We start from the raw sequence: 20,558 nt of genomic DNA, 5'->3' as shown, positions 1-20,558 counted from the left end.
AGAACCGTCTATTGGTTCGGCGTGTTGTGGGCGCATTCGACACCGGAAAAGACGAAGCGTGCGCCACCGTCATCGCTCTCCTCGATAGATAACCCCCATTCGTGCGAATCAGCGACTTCCTTGACGATGCTCAGGCCGAGTCCGGTGCCACCGCCGGTCGAATAGCCCGATTTGAGTACTTTCCGACGTTGCGCTTGCGGAATGCCGGGGCCATCGTCTTCGATATAGAAACCGTCCGCCGTAGCTCCGACCGAGATGGTAACGCCGTCGCCACTGTGTTCGATCGCGTTTCGAAAGAGGTTGGCGAACAGTTCGGTCAGTCGACTGTAGTCGGCGGCTATTCGAACGTCGTCGTCAAGGCGAAGTGTCGCGTCCTTACTCTGGACACCCTCCCAGATATGCTCGGCGAACGCATCGAGTTCGATGCGTTCGCGGTCGAGTTCTTTCTGGCCTTCCCGTGCGACCTCCAACAGGTCGGAGATGATGGTATCGATACGGTCGGCGGCGTCTTCGATTTGGTCGAAATGCTCCTTTTTGCCCGATTCCCGAGCAACGTCGAGATAGCCGTAGATGATACTCAACGGGCCACGAAGGTCGTGAGAGACTTTGCTAGCGAACTCGTCCAACCGTTCGTTTTCCTGAATGAGTTCTTCTTCGCGCTCTCTTCGCTCGGTCACGTCTCGGACAGCACAGACGTACTCGTTTTCCGCAACGACCGAGACCGAAAGCACTAGCGTCAGTGAACCGCCATCGTGACGACTTCCCGTCACTTCACCGACCCATTCGCCGTCCGAATCGACGTTCGGGATGATCTCAGACCGCAACCGCTCGCTCGATTCGTCGGTCATCGTCTCCTCCCAATTGCGCCCGATGAGGGTTTTTTGGTCGTATCCGAACAGTTCCGCGTAGGCTTCGTTGACGTAGTTGAAATCGAGCGTGTCCGTCAGCAAGGCGATACCCTCGTTGATCATCTCTATCGCCCGAAAACCCCGGTGAACCTCCTTTTCAGTTCGACGATACGAGACTGCGTGCTGGATTTGGGGAGCGAGCGAGAAGAAGCCGATATCGTCGCCTCCCTTTCGGAGATAGTTCGTCGCACCGGACGACATAGCTTGGCTTGCGATATCCTCGCTTCCGTTGTCGGTGAACAGGATAAACGGGAGATTCGGACAACGCTCCCGAACGATGTCGAGAAGTTCGAGACCGGAACTCCGTTCGCGGTCGTAACCGGTGACCACACAGTCGATATCCGTGTCGTTCTCGAAGAGGTACTCGATCGCCGTCTCGTTGGTTCTGACGGGGATCACTTCTTCGATATCGTCTTCGCGTTCGAGGAACAACTTGGACGCCCGCAACACCAATTCGTCATCATCGACGTGGAGAACTCGGATACCCGAGGGGAGGTTCCTGTCCGTCGAGATCCGCTCTACACCCGGCATGTGGTTCTCTGTTCGTTATTGGCCGCAAGACTTATATTTACCTCCTCCTTTCCGGATTGGCAATCGTAGACAATATCTGACAAGATATCGATTATCGGTCGCCAGCAACCCACTTTTGGGAGAACGCAGTACCACATTCACAGTAGGCGTAGGCGTGAATCACGTCACCCTCAGCGTAGAGACCACCGACCTCCTCGTTCTGTTCCTCGGCGAACGCGAAGACGAACTCCACATCGTGGTCACCTTCCGGACAGTCGCCAGTGGAAAGATCCGCTGCGATTTCCCCCTCGGTTCCCATCGCCCGTTTGGCGAAGTTCATCGCCTCCATTCCCGTCGCTTTCTGGAAGACGCTTCGACCCGTTTCGCCGGAAACGATGAGGAGCGTTCCGCCGGAGACCGACTCGCCGTAGTCGGCAATTGCGTCCCCAGAAACGAAGGAATCGGCGAGAAAGAGCGCCACATCGTCGGGGCGCTCGCCGGCTAGAAACTCCGTTCGCTTGGTCTCGCTCATTCGTCCTCCACCTGTTTGGCGATATCCGCGAGACTTTCGTTCGGTGCCTCAGTCGCTTCGTATACGGCGCGTTCGCCGGGGTGGCGAATCCCGTATTTGAACCCCTCTTCGACGACATCGACGAGGACGGATCCGCCGAACTGGCGGTTGCTATCGGTGAACCACTCAGTGAGTCGGTTCTCGCCGTCGCCCGGGTTGCGGGCGAGTCGCGGCGTGTCGTAGAGACCGCGAATCAAGCGACCGTCGCCGGTGAGTGGGAGCTCGATTCGGGCCCGATACTCGGATTCGTCCACGATGATCCGGACGATTTCGTCCGCCGGAAATGCATCTGCCTCGTCCGCCGAAATCTCGATTCGTGGGCGGTTCGTCGCACCTGCTTGTGCCATCGTCGCCCGAACAGTGTCGGTCGTCTCGCTAGAAACCCGCTGGGTCATGGTGGTCAAAAGACAGTGTAGGTGTTTGAGTACTTCGACGGATTACTCGTCGTCTTCTTTGTCGTCGCCCTCGCCGTACAGTTCATCGACGGACTGGTCGCCACGCTCGGAAATCGTGACGTTCAGTTGGGCGACTGCCTCGCTGATTTCCTTGCCACGCACGGAGATACGGCGTCGTTCACCGTCTCGCTTCGGGTTGTATCCCGTACCGCCTTCGAGGAGCACGTCCTTGAGGTTCGGTCCGTTGACGTCGCCGCGCATCGGCCGGCCTGCGTTGTCCGAGCCGCCCGTAATCTCGACCGTGTAACCGTCGAGGCCGACGGCACCGCCGTCTACGTCCTCGCCGATGGATTTACCGAGGAATCGGTTTGCGTCCTGTCCGTCGATTTCGCGCTGATAGGCCGCTCCGGAGTCGGGATCCGCAACGACGACCTGAAAGTTTGCCATACGGAAACGATATCGGCCGCTCCGTAAAAGGAATACGATTTTGACTCCCAAGTTGTGCACGGTCCAGTCGTCGGAGAGTCCGGTTTCGTCGGGTCGTGGTGGTAGTTTCGGGGCGCGGTTTCGAGTCGGGATGACGGTGCCCCGAAAGCAAATCCAGGTGGCGCTCGCCGAAACCACTTTCCAGCGGGGCGTCGTGCCAGTGATGGGGGAGTATGGCCGAGGTCTACTATTTCGTCAGCGACCTTCACGTCGGGGGCGACAAACAGCTACAGGAGTGTGAGTTCGAAGCTGAATTTATCGAATTCCTTCGAACGCTCGAATCGACGGACGAGGACGCCGAACTGATAATTCTCGGTGACGCGTTCGGGCTGTGGGAGTTCACCGAGACGGATGGACTGAAAAAGTTAGACGAACTCGTGTCCCATCATCCCGACCTGTTCGATCAGTTCCGGAAAACCGGCGAGAGCATCACCATCACGCTCATTCCCGGCAATCACGACGCCGAACTTGCAGGCTATTCGGCGTACGTCGAGCGATTGCGCGAGTACAACGTCGAAGTCGACCCGACGCTCTCGCTGACCCGAACTGTCGCCGGGCGAAAAATCTGGATAGAACACGGGATGCAACAGGATGCACACAACCGAATGCCGGATTTCGGCAATCCGCGGGCGAATCCTCTCGGCTACTTCGTAAACCGTCACATCACGAGCAAGGCCGGGCAGCTTTCGGGTCGCGGAAGATACAACTGGCTGAAGGACATTCAATCGCTGACGCCGCTCGAAGAGATTCCGGATTGGATAGCCTCGAACTACTTCTACCGCGAGATGAGTCCCTTCCTTCGCTACGCCGCACTGCCGTTTCTGCTACTGTTCAACGTGAGCCTCATCTATCTGGTCGTTCTCGTCATCGGGGATAGCGGTCTGTTCGGCGCAAATGCGGCGACGGAGATTACCGGCAGGATACTTCGGGACTTGGGGTTCGTCGGCAGCCTTATCGAGTTCGTCTTCTTGGTCAACCTCATCATCGTCAGCCTCCTGTTCGTCATCTCGATTCCGCTCTACTTTTTCGCCCGCGACGTTCGAAAAACGCTCGAACGGTTCGACCTCGTCAGATTGGAAAAACCCACCCAATCTGCCGACAAACCGTACGTCAAGGCTGCGCAAGACGTGTTCGACGAGCATCCCGACGTTGCGGCGTTCATCTACGGCCACACGCATCGCGTCTCGCTTACGAACGTCGGTGAGCGCGTCATCATCAACACCGGAACGTGGCTCAAGCGGCTACATCGAACGCCGACGTGGATTGGCCTGCTTCCACCGGTGTACTACCCTTCGTTCCGGCTGAACTACTTCCGAATCGGCGAGGAGGCCGGAAACGTCCTCGTAGAGTACCACATCATCGAAAAGGACGCACCGAACGAACTCACGCTGTTACAACGACTGCTCTCGCGAAAGCCGAAATCGGACCCGAAGATTCCGGAACGAACGGTCATCGAGGGGTCGAAACAGGAAGTCGTCGAATCGGCATCGAAGGAGTAGAAAGACCGCGATTTCGTCCGAATAAGGGTTACCGCGCCCGGACGACCACGGTGTCGGCGACGTGGTCGCCGATTCGCTGGCGGTCGTCCGAAACGAGCATGACCACGAGACCGACCGCGTAGCTCAGAATCCCGTCGATAATGCGGAGCACGTTGCGAACGAGCGACGAACCCATCGAAATTGGTTCCCCGCTTCGTTTGACGACGACGATGCCGAGGAGTCGTTTCCCGAGCGTCTGTCCGAACAGCCCTTCGAGAACGATGAAGTAGCCGGTGAATCCGAGGATGACGCCGAGCCAGATTCCTGCCCTGCCGAGGGCGGCCGCGAGCCCGATGCCGAGGACGACTGCCGCCACGAGCGAGAGGATGTGATCGATGATGAATGCGAAGACGCGACTCAGAATCACGTCTTCTTGTGTTCCCATGACTGGTTCAGGCATTATCCCGACCACTGGAGTTGGTCGGGATAAGCTTTCTGTCCTTCCTACTATATTGAAATCGATGTCGGAGGAAACCGAGATTAGAAGGGGTTACTGGTCAGGAAGCGACCGGAGGGAGCGCTCGAAGCGCGCAGTGCGGGTCGCGGGAGTCGAGAATGCGAGGGCTTTCTACACGGTCGTTACACCATCGACAGACGAGAGTCGTGAAAATCGGAAAAAGAACCGCCTTAGAACGGATACTGTCGCTGGTTACGCTGCACCGAAATCCACTTCTCCTGTGTGAGTTCCTGTACGATGGCGTTGCCGTCGTACCGACCGATGCCGGAGCCTTTCACGCCGCCGAACGGAACGTGGGGCTCCTCGTTGATGGGTTGGTCGTTGATGTGAACCATTCCGGCGTCGATGGTGTCGGCGAGGTCTTGCGCCCGGCCGAGGTCGCCCGCGTGAACCGAAGCGGCGAGGCCGTACTCGGTGTCGTTGGCGAGTTCGATGGCCTCCTCGTCGGAGGAGAACGGGATGACCGGCGCGGTTGGGCCGAACGTCTCGTTGCACGCCGCGGCCATATCGTTCGTCGCGCCCGAGAGCACGGTCGGCTTGACGAACAGGCCTTCGTGGTGGCCGCCGGTTTCGAGCGTCGCACCCTCTTCGACCGTCGATTCGATGTAGTCGAGAATCTGGTCGCGCTGGCCCTCGTCGATGATCGGACCGATAACGTTGTCGCGGTCGGTCGGGTCGCCGATTGGCAGTTCCTCGGCGCGCTCGGTCAGTTTCTCGACGTACTCGTCGTACACGTTCTCGTGGACGAGGTGGCGGTTGATGGAGATACAGACCTGACCCTGGTGGAGGAACGAACCGAAGACTGCGCTGTCAATCGCGGCATCGATGTCGGCGTCCTCGGTGACGACGTGGGGGTTGTTCCCGCCGAGTTCCATCGCCGGGAGCGCGAGGTTCTCAGCGGCGAGGCTGGCGACCCGTTTGCCGACCTCGGTCGAACCGGTGAATGCCATCACGTCGAGTTCCGGATGGGACGCCATTCGGTCGCCGATGTCCGAGCCCTTTCCGGTGACGACGTTGAGCAGCCCTTCGGGAAGTCCGGCCTCTTCGAACAGTTTTGCGATGAGCAGACCGCCAGTGACGGGGGTCGGCGAAGCGGGCTTCAGCACCACCGCGTTACCGAGCGCGAGTGCGGGGGCGACGGCGCGCATCGACAGGTTGAACGGGAAGTTCCACGGCGAGATGACGCCGACGACGCCCATCGGAATCCGTTTGACCTGGTTTTCCTTGCCGGGAATCATCGAATCCTTGAGGTCGCCACCGACGCGGAAGGGGAATTCGGCCGCCTGCTGAGTGATTCCGCGGGCAGTCTGCCACTCCGCGAACGACTTCATGTTCGCGCTTCCGGATTCGACTGCAAGCGAACCGAGGATGTCGTTTCGGTGCTCGTCCAGCAGGTCAACCGCGGATTCGATGATGCCGATTCGCTTCTGCGGCGATTGTGCGGCCCATTCGGCCTGCGCCGCCGCCGCGGCCTCGTAGGCACGGTTTACGTCCTCTTCAGTTCCCGCTGGAACCGTCGTGATTTGCTCCTGCGTTGCCGGGTTCGTCACTTCGATTTCGTCACGGTCGCCACCCGCGACCCATTCGCCGTCGATGTAGAGCGCGTTCCAGTCTCCGTCCGCGGTGAAGTCTCTGTCCGACATTCGTTTTCAACTCCGGTCTTGACCCGGATAAAGAGTGGGGAATCGGCGGTCGTGTGGTGATTTTCCAATGGCACCTCGAACCGACGAAGAAAAACCGCGTCGGTCACTACAGCCGGTAATGAACGTTCAGTTTCTCGGCGGCGCGCGCGAGGTCGGTCGGAGCGCGATTCTCGTCAATGACTCGCTCCTCCTCGATTATGGGATGCTGACGGGGAACCCGCCGCAGTTTCCGGTCGGCGACGTGAATCCGGATGCCGTCGTCGTTTCGCACGGTCATTTAGACCACGTCGGCGTGCTTCCCTCCCTGCTCTCCGGAGACGACCGGCCACCGATACACTGGACGCCGCCGACTCGCGAGTTGGCCCTCCTGCTCGCGCGGGACACGTTGAAACTCCACGGTGGGAGCTACGACTGCCCGTTTACCGAGGCCGACCTGAAACGGCTCCGGCAGGTGTCGGTTCCGCACGGCTACCGCGAGACGTTCGAAGCCGCGGGCCACGAAGTCACGTTTTTCGACGCGGGTCACATCCCCGGAAGCGCGCACGTCCTTGTGGACGACGGCGAAACGAAACTGCTCTACACCGCGGATTTCCACACCGGCAATCAGCGACTGCTTTCGGGAACGACGGCGCGACCGGACGCCGATATCGTCATCTGCGAAAGCACCTACTCCGACGTGGAACACGACGAACGAAGGGAAGTCGAGGCGCAGTTCGCAGAAAGCGTAAAAACGACGCTTTGGGAGGGCGGAACAGTCGTCGTTCCGGCCTTCGCTATCGGCCGAACACAGGAGATGCTGCTTGTCTGTGAAGCGCACGATATCGACTGTTACGTCGATGGAATGGGCAAACAGGTGACGCGGATGCTCCGACGAAATTCCGACTTCGTTCGGGACGGGGATGCGCTCAAACGCGCCATCTCCAACGCGCGATTCGTGACGGGCAAGAACGGCCAACGAAAGCGAATCGCACGGAAGAACACGGTCATCGTGACGACCTCCGGAATGCTCTCGGGCGGCCCGGCGATGACCTACATCCCCGAAATCCGCGCGAATCCCGTCAACAAAATCACGATGACCGGATATCAGGTCGAAGGCACGCCGGGTAGGGAACTGCTGGACTCGGGACGGGGCGAAATCGACGGCCGAGTGATGCCCATCAGCGCGCAGGTCGAATCCTACGACTTCTCGGCACACGCAGACCGCGACGGCCTGCTCGACTTTTTGGATTCCTATCGGGATTCAACGGTGCTCATCAACCACGGCGACAGATGCGAAGCGTTCGCCGAGGAACTGCGAGAAGAGGGTTTCGACGCGAGCGCGCCGGAACTCGGCGAGAATAGGTGAATGCTCGCTGAAGATAGAACACAAAAAACAACACTACCGACAGATTCCAGTGATGTCGAACCGTCGTTCCGACAATTGCGGCGATTTCACAGATGAAACGATACCCATCGATACCGACTCCCGACGACGCGCCCGCATCCATGTTCGACGGTGGTCACCTCTGGATTCAGGAGAAAGTAGACGGCGCGCACCTTCGCTTTCGGCTAGAGGAGTCGGGACTACTCCGATTCGGCGACCGAAATCGAATCTACGAAATCGACTCGATTCCGACGCCTTATCAGCATGCGGTTCGGCACATCCGCGAACACCTCGACCGGTCGGCACTTCGCTCGGCAGTCGATTCTGTCGAGTCGGTCGTCTTCTTCGGCGAGGCGATACACCGGCACAACATCGAATACGACTGGAATCGAACGCCGTCGTTTCTCGGATTCGACGTCTGGTCGGAAGCGAACGAACGATTCCTCCCACCCGACCGGGTCGAGGCGATTTACCGCCGTCTCGGCCTGCATCCCGTCAATACGTTCGAGAAGGAGGTTCGAGCGGTCGATTTCGACCCGAACGAGTACGAGATTCCACAGTCGAACTGGTACGACGGACCGGCAGCGGGCGTTATCCTCCGGAACAAGACGGGCAACCGCGTCAAACTGCTCGATTCCGGTTTCGAGGCGATGGAATTGCCAACAGCGCCGGACGTGCCAGCCGCCGAGGTAGCACAGAGATACGCGACCCGGTCGCGTTTCGAGCGGATAGCGAACGACCTCGAAGCGAGTCAACGGGCGGTCACCGTGGATGCACTCTTCGAGCGTACCTTCGAGGCCATCGTTCGCGAAGAATACGCCCGGTCGTTCGATGAGACGACCGATATCGACATGCAGGCGTTTCGGTCGGAACTCGCCTCGCTCACCCAGCGATTCGTGTCGAAACGGACGTGAAATCGAGAAGGTATCGGAGCCGATTTATCCGTTCTGCGGAAGGCGGACAATATCTTCGGGATTCTGGTACGCGTATATCACGATATCACCCTGTTGGCGCTGTTTGCGGAGCAGTTCCTCGCCTTCTTTGCGGTCGATATCAGTGAATATTTCGAGTGCGGTCAGGATGTCTTTTTGCGGAATTCCCCGTTCTCCTGTCGGAAACTCCTCACCCGCTGCCTCCCGACCTTTCAACATCACTCGCACGTAGTCGGCGAGGTCGAGTGACCCGTCGAGTCGCTCGTGCCACGAGAGCGGATAGATACTGATCGAATCTCCCATCCGGTAGAACACGGTATCGGAAACCCACGTCATCGAATCGGTCAACCGCTCGTCCAGCAACTCCGCCGTTCGCTCCCGCTCGTAGCCGAGTGCATCGGCGTAGGCGTGGATAACCCCCATCGAAACTCCCGGTTCGTCGTCGTGGACGTGTCGTTCGAGATACGTCACGAAATCCTCGATTCGGTAGTAACGGTCGTGTTCGGCGATATCCTCAACCAAGCGTTCGTCAACGACTGCCATACAAACCCTTCAACCGATGAGTCGATAAGGCTCTTCAAAACCGTTCTGAGAGTTATTCCGTTAGCTCTACACGTGGCGGTGGCTGCCCTATCGAACGTCGTGGAAACAATTATCAGAATTCGAATGAAAGAGGTGGTGATGGCGAACTTCCTCCAGTCGATCCGTTCGAGGGTCGAGCGAATCGACCCGATGACGCTCAGCTATCTCGGACTTCTCGGGATTCCGAGCTACTTTTTTGGCTCGCTCAGTCCGCTCCGATGGTTCATGTTTTTCTGGCTGCTCGCGCTCTGGCCGCTGGTCAAAGCGCTGCTACCGACTTCGAACGACGATTCGGCGGTCGAGTTCGATACCGACTGGCGCTGGCGGGGGCGCTTTCTGGTGAGCAATCTCCTCGTGATGGTCAACCCGTTCGTTCTCGTGCAGTCGATGGCGCAAATGGTCGGCTACGTCGTCGTCCTCGTTCGGTATCTCGGCCGCCCGCCCGCACCCGGACGGTTCGACCAGCAGACCGACCTCACACTGCCTTTTTCGGGGACGTGGACGGTCGTCAACGGCGGCGTGAAAAAGGAAGATTCCCACTCGTGGTCCATCATCGCACAGCGGTACGCCTACGATTTCGTCGTGACTGACGGGAACGGACGCACCCATGACGGCGACGGCACCGTCGCAGAGGAGTATTTCTGTTACGGCGAACCGATGCTCGCACCTGCCGACGGCCGGGTAGTCAAAACGAAGGACGGCTACCGGGATTCGCCGTACTTTCGTGGCATGCTCGATCCGCTGCAACGCGATATCAGGGGGAATTTCGTGACCATCCAGCACGCGGAAAACGAGTACAGCGTACTCGCCCATTTGCAGGAGGAAAGCATCACCGTCGAGGAGGGAGAACGGGTCGAACGCGGCCAGCAGGTCGGTCGCTGTGGACACTCCGGAAACTCGACGGAACCGCATCTACATTTTCAACTGCAAGACCGCCCAAGTTTCTACGTCTCCGCAGGACTCCCGATTACGTTCAGCGGCGTCGGAATCGCGGACGACAAATCCGGCGAAACAGAGCGGGGAAATCGTCGTTCGATTCGGGGGGGCCTGCGCGTGACGGCGGTTGATTCGTCGTGATTTCCCGACTCAGAACGTCAAATGCGACGAGGACGACGGCATGCCGTCGTCCTCGTCGTCATCGTCGGCCTCGATGCCGCCCTCGTGGAGGAACTCACAGGTTCTATCGGTTAAATAGATAACACCATTCTCGACGGTCACATCGACCGAAAGGAGGGTCGAACCTTTCGCATCCCCGTTGTCGCAGTAGCCGGAACAGGCGTCGAACATCGACCCGTGTTTCGGACAGATGATTTCGCCGTCGCGCATCGCGGCACCGAATCCCCGGTCGAGTCGCTGGTCGGTTTCGTGCTGACAGAAGTTGCGCCACGCGGAGATACAGTCTCCGCCGTTTACGAGAACGACTTCTCCTTTCGAGCCATCGTGTTCACGAATCGTGAACAGAAACGAATCGTTTTCCGGCAGTTCATCGACCGTCGTCAGCCGGGCGGCATCCGTGGCGACCATGGACAACCGTCGTCACTACGATAGTTTAACTGTACTTTTTGTCGGTGAGCATTAGTCGTCCGCGGCTTTTGACTGCGCGAAATCGTAGGTTACGCCCGTCATATCTTCGGAAATTTTCCAAAGACGGTTTGCCGCGCTTTCGTCGTACGATTGCTCGCTGGACGATTGGACTTCGGGCAGTCCCCGCATATTCATCAGTCCGCCGGGACCGATGTAGTCCCCGCCCATGACTCCGTCTGCCGTTGCGGCGTAGAGCATGGGCAGCGCGCCGCGTTCCGCGCTCTGGGCGAACATCGCGTTTGCGAGGCGCATCACCCACAGCCGAATCAGCGAGCCTTCCTGCTCCGGGCCGCGCCGCTGGAGGTTCGTACTCGCGTACCCTGGATGGCAGGCAACGCTCAACACGTCCTCGATACCGGCATCGTCGAGTCGCCGGTCGAGTTCGTAGGCGAACAGCAGGTTCGCCAGCTTGCTCTGTGCGTACGCGTCCCGCTTGTCGTATGCTTGCTCGCCGTGCAAATCGCCGAAATCGATATCGCCCCGCTCGTGGAGGCTGCTGCTCTGGGTCACGACGCGCGTCTCGCCCGGCGTTTCGAGGAGCGAATCGAACAGGAGGCCCGTTAGTGCGAAGTGCCCGAGATGGTTGACGCCGAACTGCATCTCAAAATTGTCGTCGGTTTCCCGTCGCGGAATCGCCATCACACCCGCGTTGTTACAGAGGACGTGCAGGTCGTCGTACGTCGCCTCGAAATCGTCGGCGAACGCGCGAATCGAGTTTCGGTCGGCGAGGTCGAGTTCGCGAACATCGAGGGTTGCGTCGGGGAGTTCCGTGAGAATCCGCCCCTTGACCGTCATCGCGTGGTTCGTCCGTCGACACGCCATAATAACGGTTGCACCGGTTCGAGCGAGCGCACGAGTTACCTCGTAGCCGAGGCCGCTGTTCGCACCCGTGACGACCACGGTTTTCTCGGTCATGTCCGGCATTCGTTCCGCAGTCCAGCCTTCCCGGTTCGTCATGCAACCGCCTACGGTCGGATGGTACAGAAAGCCACTGCCCAACCGACTCGACGCGTCGAATCGTCTCCGTCTTACACGCCAGCGCCCGTCGGTGCGTCGGGGAGTTCGACTGGGTCAACCGGAATGCCGAGTTCCTCCAGTGCGGCTTCGAGATGTTCCGCCTTGGCGTAGTCCGAGCCATCTTCCTCGCGCAATCTCTGTGCAGTGGCGAGCACCTCGGCGCGTCTGTCGTCCGGAATGTCGAACTTGTCCGTCGTCAGCTCGATGGTGAGGCCGTTGTGGTCGCTGGTGTATAGCGAGTAGAAGATGCTCCGGTCGAACACGTTGTACCGGTGGCCGTTCGCTTCGAGTCCCTCCTTGATTTCTTCCAAGCGCTCCGGTTCGAAGCGGAACGCGAGGTGGTGCACCGCACCGATGCCGGTTCGCTGCGGGGCGGGATTCGATTGTCGCCCTTCCTCGACGAAAAACGTGATAACGCGTCCGTCGCCGGTATCGAAAAAGAGGTGGGTGACGTTCGGCGCGTCGAGATTCGGTTGCCGGAGGATGAGCGGCATGCCGAGGATGTCGCGATAGAACGCGACCGTGTCCGCTTCGTTACTGCCGATGAGGGTGATGTGGTCGGTTCCGGAGAGGTGGAACGCGCTGTCGGGGCGGTCGGCCGTGATGGGAATATCTGGGGTATCGGACATGGTTTCGTCGTAGTCGAAGGTTCGTACCCGACGGCAATATACTCTCGCGGACAGCGACGACACCACGTGACACCGATGTCAGTGGCCGTCACAATCGCGTTACCACTTTTCAACCAGCGAGCGAATCTCAGGGTCGAGTTCTTCGAACGCCCGTCTGCGACCATCCCCATCCGCACCGGATTTCTTGACGTAGGTTCGGTCTTCGTGGTCGAAGACGGCGGATTCGTCCAGTCCGCGCTCTTCGGCGAACTGCTTGAGCTTCGTGGTGTCGAAACTCATTGCCTCACGAGGGTCGATTCCGGAACGCTCCAGTTCGGCCCGAATCACCGCTTCGTCCTTCTGATTCCGGCGGCGAGTGGTGTATCGCCTTACCGACCCGAAGTCGGAGGACACTCGTCTGTCGTCCTGCAAGACATCAAGGAGCACATCCCGAACCTGTTTCCGGGCGTCGTCGGCACCCCGACCCACGTCGGACAACAACGTGTAGAGGTTCACCAGTCGGAACGTGTCCAGTTCACCCAGTGAGTCGGCGTCGTACTGGCGAACGAGGTCGAGCAGGACGAGGGCATCCCGCGCGAAACCGAGGTCGAGTTCGGGGAGTTCGTCGTCCGAGACGGTCGATGCAACCGTCTCGGTGGCGGGCGACGCCGTCGAACCACCGGACGTATTCGAACCATCCCCGGAGCGGTTCCGTCCCGCGGAACCGCCGGAACCGGTCGTTTCGTCGTGTTGTCTGCGTTTTTCGCGCATCACGAAGTCGCGAGCGCTCTCGAAAACGAGGTTCTCCCACGCGTGGCGGTCGTCGTCAGTTCCGCTGATGTGCGCGGCGACCGAGCGGATGGAATCCTCGTACTCGCAGCCTGCCGCCGGGCACGTCGTCGGGTCGTAATCTTCGTTTCGCATGTGTCAGTTCGTGGTGTCTCGGTTCGTCGTTCTCAGTTCGGAAATCGGGCGTCGATGAGCATCGCAAGTCGAGGGAACGCGAGCGCACATCCCAGCGAAAGCACCACCGCAACCCCGGCGGTTACGGCAGGCGAATGAACGGCAAGGTCAGCCATCGCCCCGGCGTACGAAACCGTGAGGATGACCACGTTGTAGTAGGCCAGTCGAAGGGCGACCAACATTGGCGACATCCGCGGCCAGTCGATGCCATGCCAGTTTCCTCGCAGTGTTCCAGTGGCGAGGGTCAGCGTCGCCCACACGAATATCGCAGCGAACTTCAGCGGGCCGTTCGGTTCGGCTAGCATCAACGCCGCAAAGGCGGGGATGCCAAAAAACGTCACCTCGCCGACGGCGAAAAAGACGTGTTCTACCCACCCTTCAAGGCCGCCTTTTTCATCGCGAGGGCGAAGCTGACGCTCGTCGTTCGTCTGGTCGGTGCTATGGCCCGTCACTGCGGAAATTTTCGGCGGCTTCGCATATAAAATTGCGGCTGGGGGGTCATTCCGGCGAGAATGGCTTTATGAGGCGGGAAGAGTACCGACTCGCGATGCCACAACAACGCCGTAACGAGTGATCTACTTCTAGCAGTTCCTTTTTGCCCCGTCAGGACAATCATCGTACAATGACTGACGGCCTCGGTGAGGAACCGCCAGCAGACCGCGAATCACCCGTCGGTGAACCCGTCATCCGTGGTGACGAGTCGATTACCGGCGACTACGCAGACCAGGCGAAAGCGTTCGACCCGGACGACCCCGAAAGCGTCGCGGAGGCAGCCAAGACCGTTCAGGCGTTCGCCGAAGGGAGCGGCGGTGCCGAGGATAGCGTCTACATGCTCCGCGGGGCCGCGGCCTGCGCCGCGCTAGTCCGCGGTATCGGGTCGTACAAAGGTGCTGCGGAGGAGGCCGGTGGCGAGACGACGGTGGCCTTCATCCGCAAATGGGCGCGGGTTCACGACCTGCCGCGGTCGATTCGCCGCCACGTCGCGCTGGGCCAAATCGCACCGACCGCGGCGAAACACGTCGCGCGAGTAGGCGGGGACGCCCGCTACCAACTCGCGTGGGCCATCCTCGATAATTCGCTGACCGTCCGCGACGTTCGCTCCATCGTCAGCGAAATCAACGACGGAACGTCGGCGGAGCGCGCGCTGCACAATCACGGCGTAACGCCCGGAGAGATGACGCTCTCGCTGCCACCGGGAGTGTACCGGGAACTCCGTCGAGAGGCCGCGCTGGCGGACGAGGAACCGGAAATCGTCATTGCTCGCGCACTGGAACGCGAATTGGAGTAAAACCTCGCTCAGCCGAGGAACTCGCGGGCCGTTTCGACTATCACTACACCCGCCGTCTCCACGTCCGGCCAGTGAATCGTCTCGTTGGGGAAGTGGGCTTGTTCGATGGTTCCCGGACCGAACACGACGGTCGGAATCCCCGCGTTGACGTAGTGGCGCGAGTCCGCTCCGTAGGTCTCCCCGCGCAGGGTCGTGTCAAGGTCGGCGTCCGCCATCGCCGACTGGAGCGCACCGACGATCGGCTCGTCCGCGTCGGTCTCCGCTGCCTCGAACTGAATGGAGAATCGCTCGAAGCGTGGTGGATGGTCGGACAGCCACTCGCTTTCTTCGACTACCTCGGCCAACCGTGCTTCGTAGGCCGCTTCGACTTCCTCGACGGTCTCGCCCGGCGCGACCCCGAGGCGCATTTCGGCGGTTAAGTTGGCTGGAACGCTCGACGACCACGTTCCCGCTTCGACGGTGCCGATGACGATTGGCCACGGGACAGGGAATTCCTCGTACAACGGATGGGTCACCGATTCGCCCCGTTCCGCTTCGAGTTCGTAAAACGCCTCGCGAATGCGCTCGAAATGCGGTAGGACGCTTTCGCCGCGCCAACGCGTTGCCGCGTGTGCCGAGCGCCCGGTGAGATGGAGACGCTTCATGACGGTTCCCTCGGTTGCGACGACCGGCGTAAGATCGGTCGGTTCCGCGACGATAGCCGCGTCGCGTTCGAACGGGTACGGGTTGGAGAGCGCTGCCGCCGCCGCGCCGATTCCACCCTCCTCCTCGCCGACGACGCTTTCGACGACGATTCTGCCGTTGAGGTCTTCATCATGGGTTTCCGCGAGATGCTTCGCCGCGAAGATGCAGGCTGCGACGCCCGATTTCATGTCCACCGAACCGCGGGCGGTGAGCCGTTCGCCGGAGTCGTCCCACGTCGGTTGGAAGGGGTTCGTGTCCCACGATTCGCGCGCGACCGGAACCACGTCCATGTGACCGTTCAGGACGAGCGTCGGCCCGTCGTCGGGATTCCCGAACTCCAGCACGCCCCCGACGCTCGGGCGCTCCGCGAGACTCGGCCCGCCAGCACTGGCTTCGGTGTGTTCGATGTCCGCCGGGTTGTCGGGGAACGATGGATGTTCGGCCAACCGTTCGGCGTCGGCAGTCCACTCGTAGGTTTCGAAGCCCAACTCGGCAAGTTCGTCGGCGAGCCATTTCTGTGCGGGGCCTTCCCGCCCACCGGTCGTGTCGAACGAACAGAGTCGTTCGGTAAATGTCCGCAGTTCGTCATTCTGCGCATCGGTAAACCCGGTCATGATTCGACAGTCGTGGGCCGGATGGTAAACGTTGCCGACACCACTGGCCGGACAGAATGGTAAACGTTTAACCGTCGCGTCTCTCACAAATGGATGAGGGCTGGTAGCTCAGTTAGGCAGAGCGTCTGGCTTTTAACCAGACGGCCAGGGGTTCAAATCCCTTCCAGCCCGTACTTCTCGTAGCGAACTTCTTCGTGAGCCGTGAGAATAGTCGCTGGAGGGATTTGAATGAGACCGTGGTTCTGCGCCTGCGCGGTGAAATAGAGAAGGGCAAAAACCGCTCAGGGAAACGTCCATCACTAGTCAATATTATTACTATTTCGCCCGTCATCACGGCGAAAGCGGACGACAGAGAGCCCCAGAGCGTGCTATCACAACCATGGCAAATGCTATCCCTCGTATCCCATCACTTAACCATGTCCGGCACCATTAATGCATGTGAGTGAAGAAACAGAGCGCCGAAACCTCCGCATGCCTAACAGCGACGAGGTATTCGGCGTCGTAACACAACACAACGGCGGGAACCACGTTCGTGTCCGTTGTGAGGACGGTAAGGAACGAATGGGGCGAATCCCAGGGCGAATGAAGTACCGAACCTGGATCGAGGAGGGCGACGTCGTCCTCGTCGAGCCGTGGGATTGGCAGGATGAAAAAGCCAACATCGAATGGCGCTACACGAGCCAGGACGCCGACCAGCTCCGTCGCGAAGGCCACATTCAGTAACACCCGCGTTTTCTACGCCAGCGCTGACGAACGGCAGTTATCCTTCCCGAAAATATCGACACTTGCTTCAATCCACAATCGGGATGCAGTAGAACGTCTCGATATCATCGTGCATGACGTTGATGAACTTGGTTCCATCCGGAAACCGAAGCACGTTGACCGCGTTGTGAACGTCACGAGTCGCACCAGCAGTGTTCACCAGCAACACGACTCGCGCACAGTGGTCGAAAAACGCCGGAACCGATGGGATGGGGTCGAGAACGACGATCGTCAAAAGCGCGAGTGCGTCGATGAGGATTAGTGGCGCGAGAAACGTCACAAAGCTTTCAAACCGACTGAGGTGATGACGAAGTGAGACGATGTAGGGCATGGGTTCCGGAATGCCGAAAAACGACCCCCACCGGAAGCCGAACTGCGGTTCCTTGTCGAATCGCGCGCAGGCACCGTAGTGGATGACCTCGTGTAGCGCTATCGTAAGCAGGGCGACTCCGACTTCGGGCGCAAGCGTGAAAAATTGCAGTAGCGCCGTCTTCATCGGAACCGACGACAAGGATAGCGCCGAATTCCAGAGCCCCGGAAACAGCGTTTCGGCCAGCACGAACCCGACCAGCGCGTGGACGACGAAACTGATCCACTCCCGAAACGTGTACCGCTGATAGTTTGCGTATCCGGGCGGCGATTCTCCGAGTGCATCCATCGAATTTCGCCTATGTATCGATTTCTCATAAATAATCCGTGCCTGATATCCACGTTTTTTTATCGGGGTGCGAAGCTCGAACGACATTGTTCAGTAGGTGTTATACGTTAGCCAAACACAGAACACGGACATGAACCGATTCGTTTCAGATCCGCTCGAACCGCTCGGCATCGCCATGGGAGTACTGCTCGTCCTCATCGGAATCGCGACCCTCATCGGAACTCCATGGGCAGATAAATCCGGGAGCGCACTCGTCATGCTCGGCCAGATACTCGGCGCGCTCTCGGCAGTCGGTATCGGCGCAGCTCTGGCGTGGGTGTCCCGGACGTAAAAAATCGAATTTCTTCGTTATCCTTTGAACGGCATGTAGGCCAGCATGGCCAACAGGAGTGCCGCGAGGAAGCTCAGGATGGACACACCCCAGAGACCCGCGATGCGCTCGTGGAAGTGATTGATTTCCGCATTTTGCTCGTTGTAGCCCTTGACATCGGACGAGAGTAGCACTTTTCCACCTTGAGCGTGTGCCACGAACGTCTTGTTGTTCGGACCGAGGTCAGCTGTACCGCCGCTGGAAAGCGAGGTCGTCGTCGTCTTCGGTGCCTTCCACTGGAGCATCACGGATTCCTTGGTGATGTTCGAGACGGTCGTGGAGTTGTTCTGGTACTGGAAGTTGTTACCCTTCCGGAGCGTCCGGGTCTCCGGTTCGCCGAACTGCTGACGCTTGTACTCGTCAACCGGGACGAGCGACTTGTTGGCGCTGGAGCCGTTGTCGCTGCCATTGACGACGACGTACGTCTGGTTACTCTGCGTGACCGTCTGCGTGTCGTTGGTCAGGTTCTGCACCTCGCGGAGGGTGGCCTGGTTCGGCTTCGACTGGTTCGGGATGAGGAGCCGGAACGTCGTGTTGTCCTGCTCTATGGTGGAGTTATTCGTCAACTCCGCCGAGTAGGTGGCCGATTGCTGTGTCCACGCGACCTCCGCGGAACCGCCGCTGAGAGACGTGACGTTGTACTGTCGCCCGTCGACGTTGAACTTCTGCCCTTGGTTCGAGAGGGTTCGGTCGGGGTTCTCGACCGATACCGTCGGCTCCTGAGCGACTCCGATGAGTGAGTACGCCCCGGCAGCGATAACGAGAAAGACGGCGATGTAAACGCCCGCTGCTCTTCGTTGCATATCCTAGCCCCGGTCCGCGTTGGGTATAATGGTTACTTTTTATCGACACGGTTCGGCACTCATTTCCAATCTTTCCGACATCATAGCTCACGTGCTTTCTTTACACCTGAAACCGTACCAAGAGTATGAAATTCGGCGTTATCAGCACCGCAAACATCGGGACGAACGTCGTGATTCCCGCGATTCGGGACGCAGGCCACGAAGTCGTCGGAATCGCATCCCGTGATAGTCAGCGCGCTGCGGAGACCGCAGAACGACTCGACATTTCCCACTCTTTCGGGTCGTACGAACAACTCCTCGAATCGAATATCGACGCAGTGTACAATCCACTTCCGAACGCACTCCACGCAGAGTGGACAAAACGCGCCGCAGACCACGGACTCCACGTACTCTGTGAAAAACCGCTGGCAGCGGACGCCGAACAAGCCCGCGAGATGGGTGACTACTGCGATGAACAGGGTGTCACGCTCATGGAGGCGTTCATGTATCGCTATCACCCACGAACCGAGCGAGCAGTCGAAATCGCGGACGATTTGGACGTGCGCTCGGTAAAATCGACCTTCCAGTTCCCACTGCGTAATCCGAACGACGTTCGGCTCAACCCCGACCTCGCAGGTGGAAGCTTGATGGACGTGGGCTGTTACGCCGTCAACGCCGTGCGCCTGTTCCTCGGGCAGCCAAACCGAGTGTATGCAACGACCAGCGATACGATGAACTCAGGTGTAGACACAGAACTGACGGCGATACTCATCTACGATGACGGTGTAACGGGGGAGGTTTCCTCCGGCTTTACTACGACGGACACGCAGTCCTATCGCGTAGAGGCACGAAACGGGTGGCTCGACGTACCGGAGGCGTTCGTCCCACGAGGAGACGACGGTACCGAACTCGAATACGCAATCGATGACCGACACGTTACTGAGCGATTCGACCCCACGAATCAGTACGCACTCGAGGTCGAGCATTTCGTCGATTGCGTGAAAACCGGGGACCGACCCGAAACGGACACGGACGAAGCAGTACGAACCATGACCGTTATCGATGCGCTGTACAAAAGTGCGCGCAAGAGACAACCAGTCCCAGTATAGCCTCAGTCCGATTTGCGCCAGCTCGGACGTTGACGTATTACTCCAGCACGTTATAGATGCACTCAGTACCGCGTTTGCCGTGGTGATCGCGGCGTACCTCCAGCAACGACGTGCGTAACCGACAACCACCTCGTTTTCGGAGCCCACACTTCAGCGATTATATAGCGGTTCAATATGCTCAAAAATACGCCATCGTCCCCGAAGCCGCTGTCAAAATGCTGTTAGAACACGCCGGAGCTAGTGTCCGGCTCCAAACAGCTATATGAGTTTTTGGTATGATCTGAAGTAATACCGATGACGTCAAAGCAGTCAGTTTGGAGTCATACAAAGAGCGGACGTACTGTCAACTCCACACCCATTCGGCCACCACGAAACCGTCTCTCAGTAGTGAATAATCTAAACGACGACCGATGGATGACTTCCCGACGACTGCTGTTGCTCTGCGTCGAACAACGAAATGAGAAAGCCAAGGGCCGGATTTGAACCGGCGATGGGCGGCTCTGCAGGCCGCTGCGTTCGGCCGGACTCTGCCACCTTGGCGCAGTCTCCCCTTTGTATTCTGCTGGTTTAAGTATAGCGGTCTCTGTCGAACTGATATAAATAGCGAAACCCCACCGAGAGCGTACGCTCTCGGTGAGGTGAGTGAAGTATGAATGGAGGCGGCGAATCGGATTTCCCAGAGGCTCGCGCACTCCAGTACTGACCGAAACGCAGACAGGCTTAACTTCCGTGTT

General features: G+C 59.1%; 23 protein-coding genes, 2 tRNA genes and 1 rRNA gene. 9 read left to right on the top strand and 17 right to left on the bottom strand.

Annotated elements, in window-relative coordinates:
- Positions 1 to 8: 8 nt before the first annotated feature.
- From ACN2TU_RS25050 to ACN2TU_RS25035, 4 genes are all read right to left on the bottom strand, one after another.
- Positions 9 to 1,439 (bottom strand): sensor histidine kinase, encoded by a 1,431-nt coding sequence (locus tag ACN2TU_RS25050; RefSeq protein WP_435159337.1) that lies wholly within the window; start codon positions 1,437 to 1,439, stop codon positions 9 to 11.
- Between the two features lie 91 nt (positions 1,440 to 1,530).
- Positions 1,531 to 1,950: a DUF5807 family protein gene (locus tag ACN2TU_RS25045; protein ID WP_435159336.1), complete on the bottom strand. Its 420-nt coding sequence runs from the start codon at positions 1,948 to 1,950 to the stop codon at positions 1,531 to 1,533.
- Positions 1,947 to 2,384 carry a DUF7112 family protein gene (locus ACN2TU_RS25040; protein ID WP_435159335.1) on the bottom strand — a complete coding sequence of 146 codons (438 nt, stop codon included), beginning with the start codon at positions 2,382 to 2,384 and terminating at the stop codon, positions 1,947 to 1,949. Before ACN2TU_RS25040 ends, ACN2TU_RS25045 begins: the two co-directional genes overlap by 4 nt.
- Before the next feature lie 42 nt (positions 2,385 to 2,426).
- Entirely contained in the window at positions 2,427 to 2,831 is a 405-nt protein-coding gene (locus tag ACN2TU_RS25035) for a 30S ribosomal protein S6e (protein ID WP_435159333.1), read from the bottom strand.
- Positions 2,832 to 3,043: 212 nt separating this feature from the next.
- Between ACN2TU_RS25035 and ACN2TU_RS25030 the strand changes: the two genes are divergently transcribed.
- Positions 3,044 to 4,369, top strand: a complete 1,326-nt coding sequence (locus ACN2TU_RS25030; RefSeq protein ID WP_435159332.1) for a metallophosphoesterase — start codon at positions 3,044 to 3,046, stop codon at positions 4,367 to 4,369.
- Positions 4,370 to 4,397: 28 nt separating this feature from the next.
- Here the strand turns inward: ACN2TU_RS25030 and ACN2TU_RS25025 are convergent, their stop codons facing one another.
- The gene (locus ACN2TU_RS25025) at positions 4,398 to 4,808 is read right to left on the bottom strand and encodes an RDD family protein (protein WP_435159330.1); all 411 of its coding nucleotides are present in this window, start codon (positions 4,806 to 4,808) and stop codon (positions 4,398 to 4,400) included.
- Positions 4,809 to 5,035: 227 nt separating this feature from the next.
- Entirely contained in the window at positions 5,036 to 6,508 is a 1,473-nt protein-coding gene (locus tag ACN2TU_RS25020; RefSeq protein ID WP_435159329.1) for an aldehyde dehydrogenase family protein, read from the bottom strand.
- A 118-nt stretch (positions 6,509 to 6,626) separates the two neighbouring features.
- Between ACN2TU_RS25020 and ACN2TU_RS25015 the strand changes: the two genes are divergently transcribed.
- Entirely contained in the window at positions 6,627 to 7,853 is a 1,227-nt protein-coding gene (locus ACN2TU_RS25015) for an MBL fold metallo-hydrolase (RefSeq protein WP_435159684.1), read from the top strand.
- A 92-nt stretch (positions 7,854 to 7,945) separates the two neighbouring features.
- Entirely contained in the window at positions 7,946 to 8,785 is an 840-nt protein-coding gene (locus ACN2TU_RS25010; RefSeq protein ID WP_435159328.1) for an RNA ligase family protein, read from the top strand.
- A 24-nt stretch (positions 8,786 to 8,809) separates the two neighbouring features.
- On the opposite strand, the gene ACN2TU_RS25005 is transcribed toward ACN2TU_RS25010, so the two are convergent.
- Complete coding sequence (locus ACN2TU_RS25005) at positions 8,810 to 9,346, bottom strand: hypothetical protein (RefSeq protein WP_435159327.1); 537 nt, start codon at positions 9,344 to 9,346, stop codon at positions 8,810 to 8,812.
- Positions 9,347 to 9,484: 138 nt separating this feature from the next.
- Between ACN2TU_RS25005 and ACN2TU_RS25000 the strand changes: the two genes are divergently transcribed.
- Positions 9,485 to 10,462 carry a M23 family metallopeptidase gene (locus tag ACN2TU_RS25000; protein WP_435159325.1) on the top strand — a complete coding sequence of 326 codons (978 nt, stop codon included), beginning with the start codon at positions 9,485 to 9,487 and terminating at the stop codon, positions 10,460 to 10,462.
- 9 nt (positions 10,463 to 10,471) lie between these two features.
- Here ACN2TU_RS25000 and ACN2TU_RS24995 read toward each other — a convergent pair whose 3' ends face one another.
- From ACN2TU_RS24995 to ACN2TU_RS24975, 5 genes are all read right to left on the bottom strand, one after another.
- Positions 10,472 to 10,909, bottom strand: a complete 438-nt coding sequence (locus ACN2TU_RS24995) for a Rieske (2Fe-2S) protein (RefSeq protein ID WP_435159323.1) — start codon at positions 10,907 to 10,909, stop codon at positions 10,472 to 10,474.
- Between the two features lie 51 nt (positions 10,910 to 10,960).
- Entirely contained in the window at positions 10,961 to 11,926 is a 966-nt protein-coding gene (locus ACN2TU_RS24990) for an oxidoreductase (protein ID WP_435159321.1), read from the bottom strand.
- A 71-nt stretch (positions 11,927 to 11,997) separates the two neighbouring features.
- The gene (locus ACN2TU_RS24985) at positions 11,998 to 12,615 is read right to left on the bottom strand and encodes a VOC family protein (protein WP_435159319.1); all 618 of its coding nucleotides are present in this window, start codon (positions 12,613 to 12,615) and stop codon (positions 11,998 to 12,000) included.
- 99 nt (positions 12,616 to 12,714) lie between these two features.
- Positions 12,715 to 13,518 carry a DUF7983 family protein gene (locus tag ACN2TU_RS24980; protein WP_435159318.1) on the bottom strand — a complete coding sequence of 268 codons (804 nt, stop codon included), beginning with the start codon at positions 13,516 to 13,518 and terminating at the stop codon, positions 12,715 to 12,717.
- 32 nt (positions 13,519 to 13,550) lie between these two features.
- Positions 13,551 to 14,009 (bottom strand): DUF8215 family protein, encoded by a 459-nt coding sequence (locus ACN2TU_RS24975; RefSeq protein ID WP_435159316.1) that lies wholly within the window; start codon positions 14,007 to 14,009, stop codon positions 13,551 to 13,553.
- A gap of 170 nt (positions 14,010 to 14,179) precedes the next feature.
- Here ACN2TU_RS24975 and ACN2TU_RS24970 point away from each other — a divergent pair, with 170 nt between their 5' ends.
- Positions 14,180 to 14,845 (top strand): DUF7119 family protein, encoded by a 666-nt coding sequence (locus ACN2TU_RS24970; RefSeq protein WP_435159314.1) that lies wholly within the window; start codon positions 14,180 to 14,182, stop codon positions 14,843 to 14,845.
- A gap of 8 nt (positions 14,846 to 14,853) precedes the next feature.
- Here the strand turns inward: ACN2TU_RS24970 and ACN2TU_RS24965 are convergent, their stop codons facing one another.
- Positions 14,854 to 16,143: a M20/M25/M40 family metallo-hydrolase gene (locus tag ACN2TU_RS24965; RefSeq protein WP_435159312.1), complete on the bottom strand. Its 1,290-nt coding sequence runs from the start codon at positions 16,141 to 16,143 to the stop codon at positions 14,854 to 14,856.
- A 97-nt stretch (positions 16,144 to 16,240) separates the two neighbouring features.
- On the opposite strand from ACN2TU_RS24965, the gene ACN2TU_RS24960 reads away from it, so the two are divergent.
- Both ACN2TU_RS24960 and eif1A read left to right on the top strand, forming a co-directional pair.
- Positions 16,241 to 16,314: transfer RNA gene (locus tag ACN2TU_RS24960), tRNA-Lys, on the top strand.
- A 267-nt stretch (positions 16,315 to 16,581) separates the two neighbouring features.
- Positions 16,582 to 16,866 carry a translation initiation factor eIF-1A gene (gene eif1A, locus ACN2TU_RS24955; RefSeq protein WP_435159310.1) on the top strand — a complete coding sequence of 95 codons (285 nt, stop codon included), beginning with the start codon at positions 16,582 to 16,584 and terminating at the stop codon, positions 16,864 to 16,866.
- Positions 16,867 to 16,933: 67 nt separating this feature from the next.
- Here the strand turns inward: eif1A and ACN2TU_RS24950 are convergent, their stop codons facing one another.
- A complete protein-coding gene (locus ACN2TU_RS24950) occupies positions 16,934 to 17,563 on the bottom strand; it encodes a DUF3267 domain-containing protein (protein WP_435159308.1) in 630 nt (209 codons plus the stop codon).
- A 130-nt stretch (positions 17,564 to 17,693) separates the two neighbouring features.
- Between ACN2TU_RS24950 and ACN2TU_RS24945 the strand changes: the two genes are divergently transcribed.
- Positions 17,694 to 17,894 carry a DUF8123 family protein gene (locus tag ACN2TU_RS24945; protein WP_435159306.1) on the top strand — a complete coding sequence of 67 codons (201 nt, stop codon included), beginning with the start codon at positions 17,694 to 17,696 and terminating at the stop codon, positions 17,892 to 17,894.
- Positions 17,895 to 17,911: 17 nt separating this feature from the next.
- Here the strand turns inward: ACN2TU_RS24945 and ACN2TU_RS24940 are convergent, their stop codons facing one another.
- Positions 17,912 to 18,736: a hypothetical protein gene (locus tag ACN2TU_RS24940; RefSeq protein WP_435159304.1), complete on the bottom strand. Its 825-nt coding sequence runs from the start codon at positions 18,734 to 18,736 to the stop codon at positions 17,912 to 17,914.
- A 125-nt stretch (positions 18,737 to 18,861) separates the two neighbouring features.
- Here ACN2TU_RS24940 and ACN2TU_RS24935 point away from each other — a divergent pair, with 125 nt between their 5' ends.
- A complete protein-coding gene (locus ACN2TU_RS24935; RefSeq protein WP_435159302.1) occupies positions 18,862 to 19,824 on the top strand; it encodes a Gfo/Idh/MocA family protein in 963 nt (320 codons plus the stop codon).
- Between the two features lie 464 nt (positions 19,825 to 20,288).
- Here ACN2TU_RS24935 and ACN2TU_RS24930 read toward each other — a convergent pair.
- Both ACN2TU_RS24930 and rrf read right to left on the bottom strand, forming a co-directional pair.
- A tRNA-Cys gene (locus ACN2TU_RS24930) sits at positions 20,289 to 20,364 on the bottom strand.
- A 114-nt stretch (positions 20,365 to 20,478) separates the two neighbouring features.
- Positions 20,479 to 20,558 (bottom strand): 5S ribosomal RNA (rrf, locus tag ACN2TU_RS24925); the annotation flags it as partial.

The organism is Haladaptatus marinus (genome assembly GCF_051194195.1).
The sequence above is the reverse complement of the archived record's forward strand: the minus strand, read 5'-3'. Positions and strand labels throughout refer to the sequence as shown.

Coding starts and splice junctions, on each gene's coding strand:
- ACN2TU_RS25050 (WP_435159337.1), bottom strand. CDS start 1,439: ATGCCGGGTGTAGAGCGGATCTCGACGGACAGGAACCTCCCCTCGGGT.
- ACN2TU_RS25045 (WP_435159336.1), bottom strand. CDS start 1,950: ATGAGCGAGACCAAGCGAACGGAGTTTCTAGCCGGCGAGCGCCCCGAC.
- ACN2TU_RS25040 (WP_435159335.1), bottom strand. CDS start 2,384: ATGACCCAGCGGGTTTCTAGCGAGACGACCGACACTGTTCGGGCGACG.
- ACN2TU_RS25035 (WP_435159333.1), bottom strand. CDS start 2,831: ATGGCAAACTTTCAGGTCGTCGTTGCGGATCCCGACTCCGGAGCGGCC.
- ACN2TU_RS25030 (WP_435159332.1), top strand. CDS start 3,044: ATGGCCGAGGTCTACTATTTCGTCAGCGACCTTCACGTCGGGGGCGAC.
- ACN2TU_RS25025 (WP_435159330.1), bottom strand. CDS start 4,808: ATGCCTGAACCAGTCATGGGAACACAAGAAGACGTGATTCTGAGTCGC.
- ACN2TU_RS25020 (WP_435159329.1), bottom strand. CDS start 6,508: ATGTCGGACAGAGACTTCACCGCGGACGGAGACTGGAACGCGCTCTAC.
- ACN2TU_RS25015 (WP_435159684.1), top strand. CDS start 6,627: ATGAACGTTCAGTTTCTCGGCGGCGCGCGCGAGGTCGGTCGGAGCGCG.
- ACN2TU_RS25010 (WP_435159328.1), top strand. CDS start 7,946: ATGAAACGATACCCATCGATACCGACTCCCGACGACGCGCCCGCATCC.
- ACN2TU_RS25005 (WP_435159327.1), bottom strand. CDS start 9,346: ATGGCAGTCGTTGACGAACGCTTGGTTGAGGATATCGCCGAACACGAC.
- ACN2TU_RS25000 (WP_435159325.1), top strand. CDS start 9,485: ATGGCGAACTTCCTCCAGTCGATCCGTTCGAGGGTCGAGCGAATCGAC.
- ACN2TU_RS24995 (WP_435159323.1), bottom strand. CDS start 10,909: ATGGTCGCCACGGATGCCGCCCGGCTGACGACGGTCGATGAACTGCCG.
- ACN2TU_RS24990 (WP_435159321.1), bottom strand. CDS start 11,926: ATGACGAACCGGGAAGGCTGGACTGCGGAACGAATGCCGGACATGACC.
- ACN2TU_RS24985 (WP_435159319.1), bottom strand. CDS start 12,615: ATGTCCGATACCCCAGATATTCCCATCACGGCCGACCGCCCCGACAGC.
- ACN2TU_RS24980 (WP_435159318.1), bottom strand. CDS start 13,518: ATGCGAAACGAAGATTACGACCCGACGACGTGCCCGGCGGCAGGCTGC.
- ACN2TU_RS24970 (WP_435159314.1), top strand. CDS start 14,180: ATGACTGACGGCCTCGGTGAGGAACCGCCAGCAGACCGCGAATCACCC.
- ACN2TU_RS24965 (WP_435159312.1), bottom strand. CDS start 16,143: ATGACCGGGTTTACCGATGCGCAGAATGACGAACTGCGGACATTTACC.
- ACN2TU_RS24950 (WP_435159308.1), bottom strand. CDS start 17,563: ATGGATGCACTCGGAGAATCGCCGCCCGGATACGCAAACTATCAGCGG.
- ACN2TU_RS24945 (WP_435159306.1), top strand. CDS start 17,694: ATGAACCGATTCGTTTCAGATCCGCTCGAACCGCTCGGCATCGCCATG.
- ACN2TU_RS24940 (WP_435159304.1), bottom strand. CDS start 18,736: ATGCAACGAAGAGCAGCGGGCGTTTACATCGCCGTCTTTCTCGTTATC.
- ACN2TU_RS24935 (WP_435159302.1), top strand. CDS start 18,862: ATGAAATTCGGCGTTATCAGCACCGCAAACATCGGGACGAACGTCGTG.